The organism is Paenibacillus sp. 1001270B_150601_E10 (assembly GCF_015558675.1).
Taxonomy (GTDB): Bacteria; Bacillota; Bacilli; order Paenibacillales; family Paenibacillaceae; genus Paenibacillus_B.
In genome coordinates this window covers 23,720-40,568 of record NZ_JADMOL010000003.1, presented here as the reverse complement: position 1 = coordinate 40,568, position 16,849 = coordinate 23,720, and the positions used below count along the sequence as shown (strand labels likewise).

The 16,849-nt window shown below is 46.8% G+C and carries 9 protein-coding genes; 7 read left to right on the top strand and 2 right to left on the bottom strand.

Annotated elements, in window-relative coordinates:
- The 3 genes from I2H74_RS24560 to I2H74_RS08905 all read left to right on the top strand — a co-directional run.
- The coding region (locus tag I2H74_RS24560; protein WP_229106527.1) for a helicase-related protein at positions 1–1,205 on the top strand (1,205 nt) is incomplete at its 5' end.
- A 264-nt stretch (positions 1,206–1,469) separates the two neighbouring features.
- Complete coding sequence (gene uvrA, locus I2H74_RS08910; protein ID WP_195573543.1) at positions 1,470–4,337, top strand: excinuclease ABC subunit UvrA; 2,868 nt, start codon at positions 1,470–1,472, stop codon at positions 4,335–4,337.
- 340 nt (positions 4,338–4,677) lie between these two features.
- Positions 4,678–5,445: an HAD family hydrolase gene (locus I2H74_RS08905; RefSeq protein ID WP_195573541.1), complete on the top strand. Its 768-nt coding sequence runs from the start codon at positions 4,678–4,680 to the stop codon at positions 5,443–5,445.
- Between the two features lie 367 nt (positions 5,446–5,812).
- On the opposite strand, the gene I2H74_RS08900 is transcribed toward I2H74_RS08905, so the two are convergent.
- Entirely contained in the window at positions 5,813–7,438 is a 1,626-nt protein-coding gene (locus tag I2H74_RS08900; RefSeq protein WP_195573539.1) for a nitrite/sulfite reductase, read from the bottom strand.
- A 339-nt stretch (positions 7,439–7,777) separates the two neighbouring features.
- Between I2H74_RS08900 and I2H74_RS08895 the strand changes: the two genes are divergently transcribed.
- The 4 genes from I2H74_RS08895 to galU all read left to right on the top strand — a co-directional run bounded on the left by I2H74_RS08895 (position 7,778) and on the right by galU (position 13,969).
- Positions 7,778–7,981 carry a DUF2759 family protein gene (locus tag I2H74_RS08895; protein ID WP_195573537.1) on the top strand — a complete coding sequence of 68 codons (204 nt, stop codon included), beginning with the start codon at positions 7,778–7,780 and terminating at the stop codon, positions 7,979–7,981.
- A gap of 404 nt (positions 7,982–8,385) precedes the next feature.
- The gene (locus I2H74_RS08890; RefSeq protein ID WP_195573535.1) at positions 8,386–9,465 is read left to right on the top strand and encodes a S1C family serine protease; all 1,080 of its coding nucleotides are present in this window, start codon (positions 8,386–8,388) and stop codon (positions 9,463–9,465) included.
- Between the two features lie 506 nt (positions 9,466–9,971).
- The gene (locus I2H74_RS08885) at positions 9,972–12,782 is read left to right on the top strand and encodes a DUF3656 domain-containing U32 family peptidase (protein WP_420707431.1); all 2,811 of its coding nucleotides are present in this window, start codon (positions 9,972–9,974) and stop codon (positions 12,780–12,782) included.
- Between the two features lie 305 nt (positions 12,783–13,087).
- Positions 13,088–13,969, top strand: coding sequence for a UTP--glucose-1-phosphate uridylyltransferase GalU (gene galU / locus I2H74_RS08875; RefSeq protein WP_229106525.1), 882 nt, complete (start codon positions 13,088–13,090; stop codon positions 13,967–13,969).
- A 75-nt stretch (positions 13,970–14,044) separates the two neighbouring features.
- On the opposite strand, the gene I2H74_RS08870 is transcribed toward galU, so the two are convergent.
- Positions 14,045–16,492, bottom strand: coding sequence for an O-antigen ligase family protein (locus I2H74_RS08870; RefSeq protein ID WP_229106524.1), 2,448 nt, complete (start codon positions 16,490–16,492; stop codon positions 14,045–14,047).
- Positions 16,493–16,849: the final 357 nt, after the last annotated feature.

The following is a 16,849-nucleotide window of genomic DNA, read 5'->3' as shown; positions in this document are numbered from 1 at the left end:
CCCTTGTTGATATAGAACGCGAATTGGAAGAGCGTCTGGCAGAGCTAAAGGAAGACAACAAGCTGCTTGAAGCGCAGCGCTTGGAACAACGAACTCGATATGATATCGAGATGATGAGCGAGATAGGATTCTGCTCGGGCATCGAGAACTACTCAGGACCGCTCACCTTCCGCGAGCGTGGAGCAACGCCTTATACGCTTCTCGACTATTTCCCCGATGATTTCTTGATCGTGGTGGATGAATCTCACGTTACACTGCCGCAGATTCGCGGGATGTACAACGGAGACAGAGCGCGGAAGACTGTGCTTGTGGAGCATGGATTCCGTTTGCCATCTGCGCTGGATAACCGTCCACTCCAATTCGAAGAATTTGAGTCGAAGGTCAATCAAGCGATCTTTGTATCGGCTACGCCAGGTCCTTATGAGCTCGAGCATACGCCGGAGATGGTTGAGCAGATCATCCGGCCGACAGGTCTATTGGATCCTGTTGTAGAGGTTCGCCCTACGAAAGGGCAGATTGATGACTTGCTGGGCGAGATCCGCACGCGTCTTGATCGAGATGAGCGTGTTCTCGTTACGACCCTTACGAAGAAGATGGCTGAGGATTTGACCGACTATTTGAAGGATATCGGCATTAAGGTTCGATATCTGCATTCGGACATCAAGACATTGGAGCGCATGATGATCCTTCGTGATCTGCGGCTGGGTGTGTTTGATGTATTGATCGGGATCAACCTGCTGCGGGAAGGTCTAGACCTTCCAGAGGTATCGTTGGTTGCTATTCTGGATGCGGATAAGGAAGGCTTCTTGCGCGGCGAGCGTTCCTTGATTCAGACAATTGGCCGGGCTGCCCGTAATGCGGAAGGTCACGTTATTATGTACGGTGATTCGATTACAGATTCCATGAATAAAGCCTTGAAGGAAACGGCACGCCGTCGTCAGATTCAGACGGCTTATAATGAAGCACATGGCATAACGCCTCAGACGATTCGCAAGAAGATTCAAGAGGTGATCGAAGCGACGAAGTCCGTGGACTCAAAGTCGGGATCCATGGCAGAGTCGGGCATGGAGAAGATGTCGAAGAAGGAGCGCCAGTCTGTGATTCAGCGTTTGGAAGAGGAAATGAAGGAAGCGGCGAAGAGCCTCCAATTCGAGCGTGCGGCAGAGCTGCGTGATGCCTTGCTTGAGCTGAAGGCAATGGATTAATCAAACCGAGACATCAGAAGATAGGATAGATGCAACCTATATAAGTTGAATAAGTAGCTAGGAGGCTTAGGGATCTAGTGATTCAGGTGAGGAGCACGGCTTTCTCTCTGGCCCTTGAATCATGCGGCGTTTCATCCTGCTCTTATTCCGCTTGTATAGGTTTAGGATAGATTAGGTGTATTGGATAGGCAGAATGAAGAATGGAGAATTGTCGTTTAGTTTATACTCGGTTCGCGTGAACCATAGTGCAGGAGGGTCATTCCATTGGCTAGTGAGCATATTGTGATCAAGGGCGCGAGAGCCCATAATCTTAAAAATATTGATGTGACCATTCCTCGGGACAAATTTGTCGTGTTGACCGGTCTTAGCGGCTCAGGGAAATCCTCCTTGGCGTTTGATACGATCTATGCGGAAGGACAACGCAGATATGTGGAATCCTTGTCAGCCTATGCCCGTCAGTTCCTTGGGCAGATGGAGAAGCCGGATGTTGATTCCATTGATGGATTGTCGCCTGCCATCTCTATCGATCAGAAGACAACAAGCCGCAACCCGCGGTCAACGGTAGGAACGGTAACGGAGATCTATGATTACTTGCGATTGTTGTTTGCCCGTATTGGACATCCACACTGTCCTGAGCATGGGGTAGAGATTACATCGCAAACGGTTGAACAGATGGTAGACCGTATTATGGAGTACCCCGAGCGTACCAAGCTTCAACTGCTTGCGCCTGTAATATCGGGTCGTAAGGGGGAGCATAAGACCGTCTTTGCCGATATTCAAAAGCAAGGGTTTGTTCGGGTTCGCGTGGATGGCGAGCTTCGTGAAGTGTCTGAAACGATTGAGCTGGAGAAGAACAAGAAGCATAATATCGAAGTGGTCGTCGACCGCATCGTTGTGAAGGAAGGCGTAGAATCTCGCTTAGCGGATTCGATCGAGACTGCGCTTAATCTGTCCGATGGCAAGCTTATTGTGGACATTATTGATCAGGAAGAGCTGGTATTCAGTTCGAATCTGGCTTGTCCAATATGCGGATTCAGCATTGATGAGCTGTCTCCGCGCATGTTCTCCTTCAACAGCCCGTTTGGTGCCTGTCCGGATTGTGATGGACTTGGACAAAAGATGATTGTTGATCCTGAGCTTCTCGTTCCTAACAAGGAGAAATCGATTGACGAGGGTGCCTTTGAAGCTTGGGCGGGCAGCACGTCCAACTATTATCCGCAGTTCTTGCAAGCGGTTTGCGACCACTACGGCATACCGACTGATATTCCAGTCTCTCAGTTTGAGCCGGATCAGATGAATAAGCTGATGTATGGCACAGGCGGTGAGAAAGTTCGCTTTAAATATGAGAACGACTTTGGACATAAAAAAGAAGCCATGGTGGCGTTTGAAGGCATCGTGCATAATTTGGAGCGCCGCTATCGTGAAACGGCATCCGAAGGCATTCGTGAGTTCATCGAAGGCTTTATGAGTGCAAAGCCTTGTGGAACCTGCAAGGGCGATCGCCTTCGCAAGGAAAGCCTTGCTGTTACAGTAGGCGAACAAAATATGGCCTATGTCACGAGCTTGTCCATCGGCGATGCGCAGGAGTTCTTCGCGAACTTGGATTTGTCCGCCAAGGATATGATGATCGCTCATCTGATCTTGAAAGAAATTAATTCTCGCCTTGGGTTCTTGGTGAACGTAGGCTTGAACTACTTGACGATGAGCCGCGCAGCGGGAACTTTATCGGGCGGTGAGGCTCAACGCATTCGCCTTGCGACACAGATTGGCTCCAGCTTAATGGGCGTCCTGTATATTCTGGACGAGCCAAGTATCGGTCTTCATCAACGGGATAATGACCGACTGATTCAAACGCTGGAGCATATGCGCGATCTTGGCAATACGCTCATCGTCGTTGAGCACGACGAAGATACGATGCTCGCCGCAGACCATATCATTGATATTGGTCCTGGCGCGGGCATTCATGGCGGCATGGTTATCTCGCAAGGCTCTCCGAAGGAAGTCATGGAAGACGAGAATTCCATAACAGGCCAATACTTGAGCGGCCGCAAATTTATTCCGATTCCACTGGAGCGCCGCAAAGGGGATGGCCGTTGGCTGGAGATTCGTGGAGCCAAGGAAAATAATCTTCGCAACATTAATGCGAAGTTCCCGCTTGGAGTATTCACAGCGGTAACGGGAGTGTCAGGCTCCGGTAAATCGACTCTCGTCAACGAGATCCTGTATAAGTCGCTTGCGCGTGATTTGAACAGAGCGAAGGTGCGTCCTGGTGCATACCGCGAGATGAAGGGGCTGGAGCATGTCGATAAGGTTATCGATATTGACCAGTCTCCGATCGGTCGGACACCGCGCTCCAACCCAGCTACCTATACCGGCGTCTTTGACGATATTCGCGATCTGTTCTCGACCACGAATGAAGCGAAGATTCGCGGCTACAAGAAGGGCCGCTTCAGCTTCAACGTCAAGGGTGGCCGCTGTGAAGCGTGCCGCGGCGACGGTATTATCAAGATTGAGATGCACTTCCTGCCTGACGTATACGTGCCATGCGAGGTATGCAAGGGCAAACGCTACAATCGCGAGACGCTGGAAGTGAAGTACAAAGGGAAGAATATTGCCGATGTGCTAGAAATGACGATTGAGGACGCGCTGGAATTCTTCCAAAACGTGCCGCGCATTCAACGCAAGATTCAAACCCTCTTTGATGTGGGTCTTGGCTATATGAAGCTCGGACAGCCGGCTACAACGCTATCAGGTGGTGAGGCCCAACGCGTAAAACTTGCAGCTGAGCTGTATCGCCGCAGCACAGGGAAGACGCTGTACATTTTGGATGAGCCGACAACAGGCCTTCATGTGGCCGATATTGATCGCCTGCTCGAAGTGCTTCATCGCTTAGTGGATTCAGGCGAGAGCGTGCTCGTGATCGAGCATAATCTGGATGTAATCAAGACTGCCGATTATATTTTGGACCTTGGTCCAGAAGGCGGAAACGGCGGCGGCATGATTGTGGCACAGGGTACGCCTGAGCAGGTTGTGAAAGTGGAAGGCTCTTATACAGGAAAATACCTGAAGCCAATCCTTGAGCGTGATCGTGCGCGTACGGAGCAGCAAGTGAAGGTTGCTGCACAGTCTTAAGGGATTAAGCAACAAGCCGTTTTGTATCACTCACAATGAGATGGAAGGCATTCGATATACGCTGCATGTGCAAGAAAGACTTAGGTCAGTCCCCTTTTAGGGGCTGGCTTTTTTTGCGGCTTCCTTGAGGGGAAAAGGAGAGCGGCTGCTGTGCGAATAAGGGAAGGAAGAGTGTCGTGGTTTAGCGAGTAACTCGGAGGCACATGAAGAAATGAGTCCATTTCTGCAAGATCAAACATAATTCGATGCAAACCTCTTGGGACTAGCAGGAAGATCTTAGGCTCATGTAGAAGCTGTTGGAGAAGAAGACATTCGAAAATGGGCATAAAGGATGGTTGTCATGACACAAATAGTCGTAGGAGAGAAGCAAGTACCGATTCGCGGTATTTTGTTTGACAAGGATGGAACGCTGCTGCAGTTCATTAGCTTATGGGGGAAATGGGCTGAGATGGTCCTGGATGAATTGGAGCAGGAGCTAAGACTCGAAGGGGCTGAGCTTCCAGAAGGGCCGGGATATTTGCTAGGTGTATGTTTAGATGAACAGCGCAAGGTTACGGCGCATGATCGATTCGGTCCGCTTGCAATGGGTTCACCGGCGCAAATGATTGGAATCGCGGCCTATTATTTATACCGTGCAGGTTTACCGTGGAATGATGCTTCACGCCGTGCAACAGAGGTATTTGAACGTGCGAATGAAATGGTGCTGGAAAAGGCCAATATTCTGCCGGTATCAGGCGTAGCGGAGTTTCTAGAGCAATGCCACGCACAAGGACTGAAGCTGGCTGTTGTGACAGCGGATGACAAGCGTCCATCTGAGCAGCATTTAGTGAAGATGGGATTGCGTCATTATTTTGAAAGTGTCGTAGGCGATGATTGTGTTGAGCATGGCAAGCCATATCCGGATATGGTAGCCCTTGCTTGCCAAGAGATTGGACTAGAGCCGCACGAGACGGTCGTAATCGGGGATTCCGTAGGCGATATGGAAATGGGGCGCAGCGCTGGCTGTGCATTGCAGATCTTTATTGATGAGGAAGGCCGCTTCGAGACAGCGCCAGAATCTGCCGATGTGATGATTCGTTCCTACAAAGAGCTGCGAATTGAAGCATAGTAGATTCTATATTTAACGAGGCCACACCATAGTGGAAACGGCATGAATCCGAAAGATGAAATGTACTCGTACTTATCTACTGAAATCAATAAAAGAAAAATTGAGCATCAAACAAGCAAAAAGGAAGAGCATCAAGTAAAGCGAAACATAAATAGCACAACAAAACGAAAAGCCGTCAAGCCACCATATGTTAGGCAGTGGATCTCCACTTGTGAACGCTACAATCAATCTTCTTCTAATGTCGATTCTCATGCCTCTTGGTAGGTAGAATCCTTTTTGAAGAATGAATGGATTATGATCTCACAAGCCAGAGACAGTGCCTTATGGTGATGTCGACGGCTTTTTTATTTATTGCGAAGCATACAGACTAAGATACAAGCAGTGGAGAAGCTAGAATTTCCGTTAGTTTGGCCTGAAAAGCTTCTGCTCCAACACGCAGGAAGTAATCGTGGAACGATTCGTCTTCGATGCGATTTTCCTTATAGAACAAAATAATCTGCTCCAGGACAAGGGGGACGTCGTCGCCTTTTACGCGACCCTTTAAGGTGGTATTGAAGCGAGCATTAGGACCAAGTACACCGCCTACAGCAATATCAAATGCATCAATCATGCCATTAGGGGTCTTAACCAAAGCTCCCTGCAAACCGATATCGGCGATATGCTTCTGCCCGCAAGCGTTCGGGCAACCAATGAAGTGAATGCGGATCTTTTCATCCAACTGCACATGCTCATCCAAGTACTGTGCGACTCGTCTTGCACGCTCCTTCGTTTCCACGATGGCCAAGTTGCAGAACTCATTGCCTGTGCAGGACACGGTACGGCTCATAAAGTGCTTAGGAAACGGAGTCAAACGCTCCAGCACCGGCTCCTCCAGCACTTCATCCACCTTGTCATTAGGGATGCCGCTAAGCAAAATGTTCTGCGACATCGTCGTACGTAGTCGACCGTCACCGTATTTCTCCGCAATGTCTGCAAGCTGCAGCCATTCATCAGCGTTTAAACGGCCAACTGGAATGTTTAGACCGATGTAGTTCAAGCCTTCTTGAGCCTGAGGATGAACCCCGTCAAAGTATGCGGCTTGCCAGCCCTCTGTGCGATCTTCGCCAGCTCGCTCCAACGGTCCAATGAGCTCCTCGAGCTTCTCTTGGAATTTTTCTACGCCCCAGTCATTGATCAGGAACTTTAGGCGGGCCTGATGACGCTTCTCCCGATAACCATTGTCCCGGAAGATCGTTGTCACGGCAGCGGCCAGCTTCAATACCTCTGCTGGTCGAATAAAGGCGTCAAGTTTGCGAGCGAGAAATGGCTTTGCCGATAATCCGCCGCCTACATGCGCATGGAAGCCGATAACTTCTTGCCCATCGATGGTCTTCACTGCTGGCGTTAAGGCCAGATCGTTGATCTCGGCATTTGCATTATTGTATTTGTTTGACGAGATGGACATTTTATATTTCCGAGGGAGGTTGGAGAAGTCGCGGTTCATCAGGAAGAAGTCATTCACCTCATCGACAAGCGCAGTGGTATCCATCAGCTCATCGGGATCAATACCGGCAAGCGGGTTTCCCACAATAGTCCGAGGGCAGTCGCCGCAAGCCTCATACGAGTAGAGTCCTACCTCTTCAAGGCGCTTGAAGATATCAGGGAAGTCCTCAACCTTGAGCCAGTGATACTGGATAGCCTGACGGGTCGTAACATCCATCAGATCGCGTCCATACAGCTTCGCAATGTCGCCAAGCGCGCGTGCCTGCGCGACATTCAGAATCCCGGAATTGATGCGAATTCGCATCATAAAGTAGCCGTCCTTTGGCTTCTGCTCGTAGACACCAGCCCATTTGAAGAGCGTCTTGTCATCCTCCGGAATGGAGTCATAGCCTGTTTTCGAATACGTTTCAATAATGTCCCGAATAACATCTAGTCCATCCTTCTTCATTTTTACAAACTCAAACTTGTTCAGCTTCTCGCTATTGTTCATCCAGATCGGTTCGTAAGCCATCCTCGTAGCCTCCCATGGTCACGTTCTATAATTCCGATTAAACAACTAAGAATTATCTTTTTGAACATAGTAACATATTTCCATTTTGGCGTAAATGATTGGTTCAGCATAATCGTATTACATTTTCTAATAGGTAAATGAAGATCTGCTTATGAATGATTACTTGTTGGTCGGACAACCATGCAGCGAATCCCATCATATATAATGAAGCAATTGTTTATAAATCGTGAACATTCCGTGACAAACGTGACGATTCGGAAACATTTTCCTTGCAACGAAAGCTGGATAAATATAACATAGATGCAGGTAGATAAAATGCGCGTGTAAGGGAGGTCCACCATGTTTTTAGCAGAAGCGGCAGCGGAAAGCACTAGTAATTTTACGTGGTTCGATCCATTTATGATCGTGTTTACGGTTATTTTAATTTGGGCCGTTTTTCGTCAAGTGAAGCAGCGTCCTCGCAACCTGTTTGCACTAGGCTTTGCAGTAGTAAGCTTGCTTGTATTTCTTGCCATGGATGCCATCATGATTAGTGGTTGGTAAAACAGCTTAGAGGGACTTCGTTGATGTTTGCATACATAGAATAGACATAAGTGTTGCCTTTTTAGATTTAGAGGATATGACTCTTTGATCTTGTATCAGAGAGTCTTTTTTATTTTGCTGACCTGCATGATGACAGGACACAGGAATGACAGAAAGGTAACTATTTTTTGGGAGATCGCGCGTTATAATGCCAGTAGATAGATAAATATGGACACGGGATTCTGCTCAATCCAATAGGCTATAGGGCTTACAACTAGGGTTGAGAGATTTAATAGGCTTTAGTTTTACATAAAGGCTCATAGATGATGCTATAATCGTATGTCATAAATAGGATTGGCTGAACATATGCTAGGTTAATAGAAAGAGTAGAGTCCATGGTGAGAATCGAGAACGGGGGATGACAGTTGAACATTTTATTAAAAGCAAAACGCAAGCCTGGGAAATGGAAAGTGCACGTACTGAGAAGTTTGGCGATTATGATGCTCCTAGGCATATGTGTCCAAGGGCCGGTGGCGGAGGCTGCAGCAAATAAAGCAGTTGTAAGCGGCAATACATCGGCAAAGTCCAAAGTTAGGACACTGTCCTCGACCGCATTGACGAAGGTTGTACAGAAGGTTAATCCTTCCGTTGTCACGATTGTTGGACAAGATATGGATGCATTAGCAGAGGGCTATTCCCCGGAAGAATCGATCTCCTATGGCAGTGGAGTGGTCTACCGAGAGGATGGCTGGATCATCACGAATGGGCATGTGATGGAGCGTTTGAAGAAGCCGCTTGTCGTCACGCAAGATGGTAAGAAGTATCATGTGACAAAGTTTTTCTACGATGAAGCGATTGATATCGCCGTAGTAAAAATAAATGCAAAAGGGCTAAAGCCTGCCTCCTATGCAGCAAGCGCAGTGAAACCCGAAGTGGGTGAAGAGGTGCTCGCCTTTGGAACACCGCTATCGATCGCGCTTCGCAATTCCGTCAGCCGAGGCATCATTAGCGGCGTAGATCGTTCCCTAGATGGCGGCTATAAGCTGCTCCAAACGGATGCATCGATTAACCCAGGCAATAGCGGAGGTCCGCTTGTGAATGTGAAGGGCGAAGTGATTGGGATTAATACACTGAAATATTACGGAGAAGAAGTAGATAATGTTGGGTTTGCGATTCCAATAGATACGGTTCGGTGGGCTGTATCCGATCTCATTCATTATGGCGAGGTTCGCAGAGGTGTTATTGGCATTGAGCTGGAGCAAAGCTGGGGGACTTCGATGGCGCTCCCCTCTAATGAGCCGCTCAAGGTAACCGCAGTGAGTTCGAAGTCGGCAGAGCTTGCAGGGATACGCAAAGGAGATGCCCTGTATTCCATAGATGGGAAAGCGGTAGGCCAGCTTTCGGATGTGCGTGAAGCATTGAAAGGCAAGCTTCAGGGGGAGCGTGTGAAGCTTGGTGTCGGCAGCAATGGGAAGAAGCGTACAGTGACCTTGAAGCTGGGTTAAGGAAGAGGAATTCTAGCATTCTGCTTTAGATACGGTACGTGAATTAGGGTATATCATGTAGTAAGCCTCTATATGCGGCTGTTCTAGTAGAGCGGCTGTGGTGGAGGCTTTTTTATGGTTGAATAGCGTGCTCTTGCTTTTGCGATCTAAAGGGCATAATAGGCATGAGAGATGTGATAGAGAAGCGAATAGTGGGAAGAGTTTGCAGCAGCAAGTATCAGTTGCCTTTATGTATACTTGCTATTCCAACTTATGTTGAATGAAGACAGGGTTGACCCTTTGTGACCGGAATCATCCATTGTCTTTGGAACAGTATGGGAGAATACGAAGGTAGAAGCTAAGGAGGGGAAGTCTGCATGGTGAGGAATTTCATAGCATCAGTGGATGCAGCCTATAAAATCGGGTAAAATATATAGTTAGAGCTTTTAAGAGGCTGTTCAAAAAGTCGACCTTTTGAATACGCAACTTAAGAGGAACCAAGGGTCTCATGCAAGAGATAACGGAGGATGAAGATGACAACGATACGTCGTGAAGATATAGAACTGCTGGCCCCTGCTGGAGATTGGGATTGCATGCGAGCAGCTGTTGCGAATGGCGCAGATGCAATCTTTTTTGGAGTAGAGAAATTCAACGCTCGTGCAAGAGCGAATAACTTCCGCATGGATGAGCTGCCGGAAATCATGTCCTTTCTTCATAGCTATGGAGTGAAGGGCTTTTTGACCTTTAACATTCTCGTATTTGAAGATGAGCTTCGCGATGCGAAGGAATTAATTGAGACGTGCATGGATGCGGGTGTGGATGCCGTTATTGTGCAGGATCTGGGTCTTGTGAAAATGATTCGCGAGATTTCGCCGGACTTCCCGATTCACGGCTCGACACAGATGACAATTACGTCGCCGGAAGCGGTGGAATTCACGAAGCCGTTCGATATGGAGCGGGTTGTACTTGGCCGCGAAAATAATCTAAAGCAGATCCAAAAGATCGGTGAGCAGGCAAAGGTGCCGATGGAGGTCTTTGTCCATGGGGCGATCTGCGTGTCCTACTCGGGTCAATGTCTGACGTCCGAGATGTGGGGCGGACGCTCTGCGAACCGCGGCGAGTGCGCTCAGGCGTGCCGACTCCCGTACGACATGATGGTCGATGGGGAGCATAAGCCAATGGGCGATGTGACGTATTTGCTGTCGCCAAAGGATCTGGCGGCGATTGATATTGTGCCGGAGCTGATTGAAGCTGGCGTGACCTCCTTTAAGATTGAGGGACGGATGAAGCAGCCTGAGTATGTAGCGAACGTGGTAAGCAAATACCGCAAGGCGATTGACGATTATTTCGATGGCCAATGGGCGGGACCGTCCAAAGAAGAGGTACGGGAGCTGGAGCAAAGCTTCTCCCGCGGCTTCACGCATGGCTTCTTGAAGGGCACGAACAATAAGCAGCTCGTTGATGGGACATTTCCGAAGAGCCGCGGCGTGTATGTGGGACGTGTAGAGCAGGTACTGCGCGATGGAGTCGTGTGTAAAATTGAAGCTCCGCTGAAGCGTGGCGACGGCATCGGCTTTGATGCGGGCGATCCGACGCAGAAGGAAGAAGGCGGACGCATCTACGACCTGCGCCGCAAGGGCGTGAAGCTGGAAGGCGAAGCGCAGGAGGGATGGATCGTAGACATCATTCCTGGGCGCAATGACGTTAACCTTCGTCGCGTGAAGGTGGGCGACCGCATTTGGAAGACGAGCGATCCTGCGCTGGATAAGCGCATGCGAGCTACTTTTGAGACGGAGAAGCCCTATCGTGTATTCCCGGTTCATGTGAAGGCAGAAGGACGCGTAGGCGAGCCGCTTCGCACATGGTGGACCGATGTGCAAAAAGGTACTGTGGTCCAGGTGGACTCCGAGCTGCTGCTGGAAGAAGCGAAGAAGCGCCCGATGGATGAGGCGCTGCTGGAAGAGCAATTTGGCCGTCTTGGTGGAACCGTGTATCAGTTGGAGAAGCTGGACATATCCCTTGAAGGCGACCTCATTGTCCCGATGCGTGAATTGAACGCGATTCGCCGTCAGGCGGTTGAGCAATTGGCTGGCGAGCGTCCGAAGCCGCCGGTATATACGAAGCGCGAGGCAGACCCATTTGCCGATGCTTATACGGACCATAAGGCCATTCCTTATGGCGGTGGCCAGTTAACCGCCCTGTGCCGCTCGCTTGAGCAGGTGAAGGCAGCGGTTAAGACGCCGGTTGCGATGATCTACGTGGACTTTGAGTTTATCAAGCAGTTCCCAGAGGCGATTGCCGTTTGCCGCGAAGCAGGCAAACCTGTGGCGCTGGTCACGCCGCGTATTCATATGCCGCTGGAAAATGGCTACCATCGCAACATTCTGAAGCTGCAGCCTGATGCGGTGCTTGTGCGCAATACAGGAGCTCTTAATTTCTATCTCCAGGCGAAGGCGGAGTGGGAGCAGAAGCGTACGGCAATGGGCATTGGTGCTGATCCAGGTGAGGCTAGCGGGCAAGGTTTAAGAGCGGTGGCAGAGTTAGATGATTCTACTTCTACTGTGGAAGCTGGAAATGCTAAAGGTTCAACAACAATCCCAAGTGCAGACAATGGTGATTCTAGCAGGATAGAAGCTTCTGATAAAGGGACAGGGTCTCAGGATCATTCACATCATATTGCAGATATTGCGATGACTAGCATCGGCGCTTGGAGAGAGCAGGAGCATGAAGGACCTGCATCTGTATCGGGGACTTATGATGAGCCAGATACATTCCCTCGTTTGATTGGTGACTTCTCGCTTAACGTGGCCAATCATAAGACGGTGGAGTTGTTCCTTGAAGCGGGATTGGAAAGCATCACGCCTTCCTATGACCTGAACATCCAACAGATGGTGGATATGCTCGGCTATGCGGATACCTCGAAGCTTGAGATCGTCATCCATCAGCATTTGCCGATGTTCCATACGGAGCACTGCGTATACTGCACGTTCTTAAGCGAAGGTACGAATTATACGAACTGTGGTCGTCCTTGCGAAGAGCATCGCGTCTCCTTGCGTGACCGTATCGGCATGTCTCACCCTGTACGTGTGGATGAAGGCTGCCGCAACACGGTGTACAATGCGATTGAGCAGTCTGGGGCAGAGTATCTGAAACACTTCCTGGATCTTGGTGTTGGTTCCTACCGCGTTGAGTTCTTAGAGGAAACATCGGAACAGGTGCACGAGGTCATCGATCTATACGCACGCGCCCTCCGTGGCGAGATTAGTGGTACGCAGGTATGGCGTCAGTTGAAGGCGACGAACCAGCTTGGGGTAACACGCGGGCAGTTGGTGAAGTAAGCGGGAAGCTTAAGACTAGATGCATATTGCATATAGAATAGATTTATAAAGTAGCAAGGCGCTTCTAATGTCACCATTCAGGGTGGGATGGAAGCGTCTTTTATTAATGATGCCGTTGATATTGGAAAGTGAATTTTATATACTCTCCAATCAATATATAGCTTTTTCATAGGATGATTTAGATAGATTAAATGTATGTGTTGTTATAATCCTCCATATTGCCTATTGTTATATCATGGAACATGAATCGATAGTATAATGGGCTAATATTGCAGAAGTGTAACAGCATGGTGGAGGTGCGACATTTGAAAGTAAGGAAGGCGATTATACCTGCAGCCGGCTTAGGTACTCGATTCTTGCCTGCTACGAAGGCGATGCCTAAAGAAATGCTGCCGATCGTGGACAAACCAACCATTCAATACATCATAGAAGAAGCGGTAGCCTCTGGCATAGAAGATATTATTATTGTGACTGGTAAAGGAAAGCGGGCGATCGAGGATCATTTCGATAATGCTTTTGAACTGGAGTCATTGCTAGTCGAGAAGGAGAAGCTAGGGCTGCTGGAAGAGGTTCAGAAATCCTCCAATTTAGCTGATATTCATTATATCAGACAAAAGGAACCAAGAGGCCTTGGACACGCAATCTGGTGTGCACGCAAGTTTATTGGTAACGAACCTTTTGCAGTATTGCTGGGAGATGACATTGTAGAAGCGGACAAACCCTGTCTGCAGCAAATGATTGAAGTGTTTAACGAATATCATTCGTCCGTTGTTGGCGTTCAACCTGTCCCGTGGGAAGAAGTATACCGTTACGGTATTGTAACTGGAGAACAGTTAACAGAGCGTGTCATGCGAACTGATGGACTCGTTGAGAAGCCAGCTGTCGGATCGGCTCCCTCTAACTGGGCGATTATGGGGAGATATATTCTTACACCTCGTATCTTCGAACTGTTAGAGCACCAAGACGTTGGGGTTAACGGAGAAATTCAGCTCACGGATGCAATCGCAAGCCTAGGACAAGAAGAGCAGATTCTGGCTTATCATTTTGAAGGCAATCGCCACGACGTAGGTGAGAAGCTCGGATTCATTGAAACGACGATTCATTATGCGCTTCAGCGGCCTGAATTGAGGGAGTCGTTGTTGAGATATATGGAGGAGCAACTGAAAAGGGAAAAGCTGCTTGAATAAGAAAACCGGCCCGTGACTATTGGGCCGGTTTATTAGTTTATACTGATGATGAAATCAAATAGAAATTGAAAAATTTTAATCTACTTTCATTGAAAGAATGCTATCAATACTAGCATTTGCATCTGGATTAACCTGAAGCAATTTGCTCAAGTTAGCTTTATCCTCCAACTTAAGCTTCGAGCTTGCTGCAAGATACCATGTCATTAATTCGGCATTAGTTGCATCATTAAGATCCTTCTGAAGATGTGCCTTCATTATGTCATAAGCCTGTTGTGTTTGTCCCATCATGTAGTAGGCTTGTCCTGAATGTAACGCAACCTTAGGAGTAATCTCAAATTTACGTCCTTGAAGCTGGCCTTCAGGGAGTGTCTTCAAATGTTCAATTCCTTTGTTAATGTGATTAATGGATGATATAACTACATCTAAATATTTTGACTTAGCAGCTTGATCATCAAGAGATGCTGATGCCAGTAGAACAGAGATATGCATGTACTGCTCATACCACTCAATATCCCAAGGATAACGATATTTATTGGAATCATATATTTCAAAGATATCTTTCTCTAACTTTTTAGTTGAGTACAAGGCATTCATTCTCATTAACAGAGTTTTATTCGTAGGCTCGGTCTTTAAAGTATCTGTTAACAGCTTCTCAGCTTCCTCGTAAAAAGCTTCGTCTTGCGTCTGCTTATACACTTGTATCAGAAGATTCGCTTTAAATGAAACATATTCAGGGTGGTGAGCTCGAATGCTCAATGCTTTATTTAATGGCGATATGATCTCCTCGTAGCTATTGCTTGTGTCAGCAGTTTTTATAGCTTTATTATATGCATTGGCAGATGATATAAAAGTTGAAGCTGTTATTAAAACGACCAAAGAAGTGACTGACAGCACCGTACTAAATGTAATTCTGATCGTTTTAGGTTTGAGCTTAGATTTTATCGGAGCAGCTTTGACGGATGTCATCATGCCACTCAAGCAAATAAATACTAATATCCCTAAATAAACATAACTCATGTTGAAGTCAAGGATGCTGTGTATCAATATCGATGCAGCAATGATAAAGTAAACGAAATAGTCATTCCTGTTCTCTTCATTATCACTAATATAATTGCGAATATATTTACTGAAAATATAAACCAAGATAACAGCGAAAATAGCAAAACCAAGCACTCCGGTTTCTATCAGATATTGCAAGTAAAAGTTGTGTGCCTGACGAGAAGTATAAGGGTTGTTTTGATATTGCTCATAAAGGGCACTCCATGCACCGCCGCCAGCACCAATGACAGGGTAATCCTTTACAACCTTCATCGCATCTTTATAGAATGTGAACCGCTCAAGAACAGAGTGCTGCTCAAAGTTAATGTTCTCAAGTCGAGTTTGAATATTCTCAGGCAATACATTTTTTACATTGGTACTGATGAGCAAGAAGAGTAATAATCCTCCTAGTAGTGCACCACCGATTGGAATCAAGAAGTTTCCCCACTTCTTGTTAGACAAACTCTGAGTGGCTTTTTCAAGCACAGGGGAAACCCACTTTTCTAATGCGAATGAAATCCCCCCAGCTATAATGGAGCTAACAAGAACGTAACCCCATCCAGTAAGAGATTGAGAAGCGCTGAATGCTTTCTGCAACGATAGTCCTGCTTCTGTTACAGGATTGAGAATAACAAATGTAATAATACTACTAACGGCAAGATGAAGTATCCACATTAACTGCTTATGTGGCTGTAGAAACACTAGTAACAACACAAAGACCACTGGAAGCAGAACGAGACCACCACGAGACAATGTCAAGAAGATGGACAATATAATAGGAACAAGCATAAAGCCATGAACGAACTTACTCCACAAGGCCTTTGAATGACCGATTTGAAAGACGGCTACAAATAGAAAAGCCATCAAATAGGCTGCATATGTATTTGCATACTGAAATACTGAAGTCAACCGTGCTCCGTTGGAGTCAGACATGACCGCATCTTTGTACGCTCCAGAATCAAGTGTAGGTGCTCCAAGCCACTTCACGAGCGAATTAATGAAAGGGCCGTTCCCTAACCAATGAAATAATCCGAAAAATACAACAATGTATGATATTGTAGTTATAGTCGCTATGAGTAGACGATTAAATTGTTTCTGCTGTGCCAAATATATCGAAGCAACAAAGAATATGGCATACATAAAGGTAATGATAAGCATATTTATGGCGAGATATTGTGAAGCAGCTGATATTAATGAAATCGCATAGCTTATTGGCAATAAAAATATGATAATGGTTAAATGATCTATATTCGTCCATTTCTTATTTGTAATCGTTATTCCGACGGTAACAAGACCAATGATCGCTACCCACAAGGCAGCTGCGTATATTGATTGCTCAAAGTTTGTGTTTTGCCCATTAAACAATGCAACTCGAAAGGGTGCCCAGACTAGAAATAAGGTGACTAATCCGAATAGCAGCCAATATATCGGCGGGACATTAAAGGATTTGTCCGTTTTATTATTTGTATATCCATAAGTCGACAATTTCTTTGCTCCTTTGCTAGTAAAGTCAATTGTTTTTATTCTATCAATAAATAAAATATCAAACAATGTCTGATAATCTATTTGTAGGTAATACTGAAATGTTGTATAAGGAAGAGATACGGATATTTATGCGAAAAAGTCCAAATTAGATGCGAGTTAACGAATTTTTAGACCATATTTTATGATGATAAGTTTCCAAATATAAACGAGCAGCATTAGGATCAGAGCAGCCTAGTATAAAGATTGGAAGAACATGTCGCTTAGATGTGGGTGAATTATGATATAATATTTTGTTAAAGCGTTACTATGATGTATCATAATTAGATAAACAATATCTAGAATTAAGAATTTGCAAAA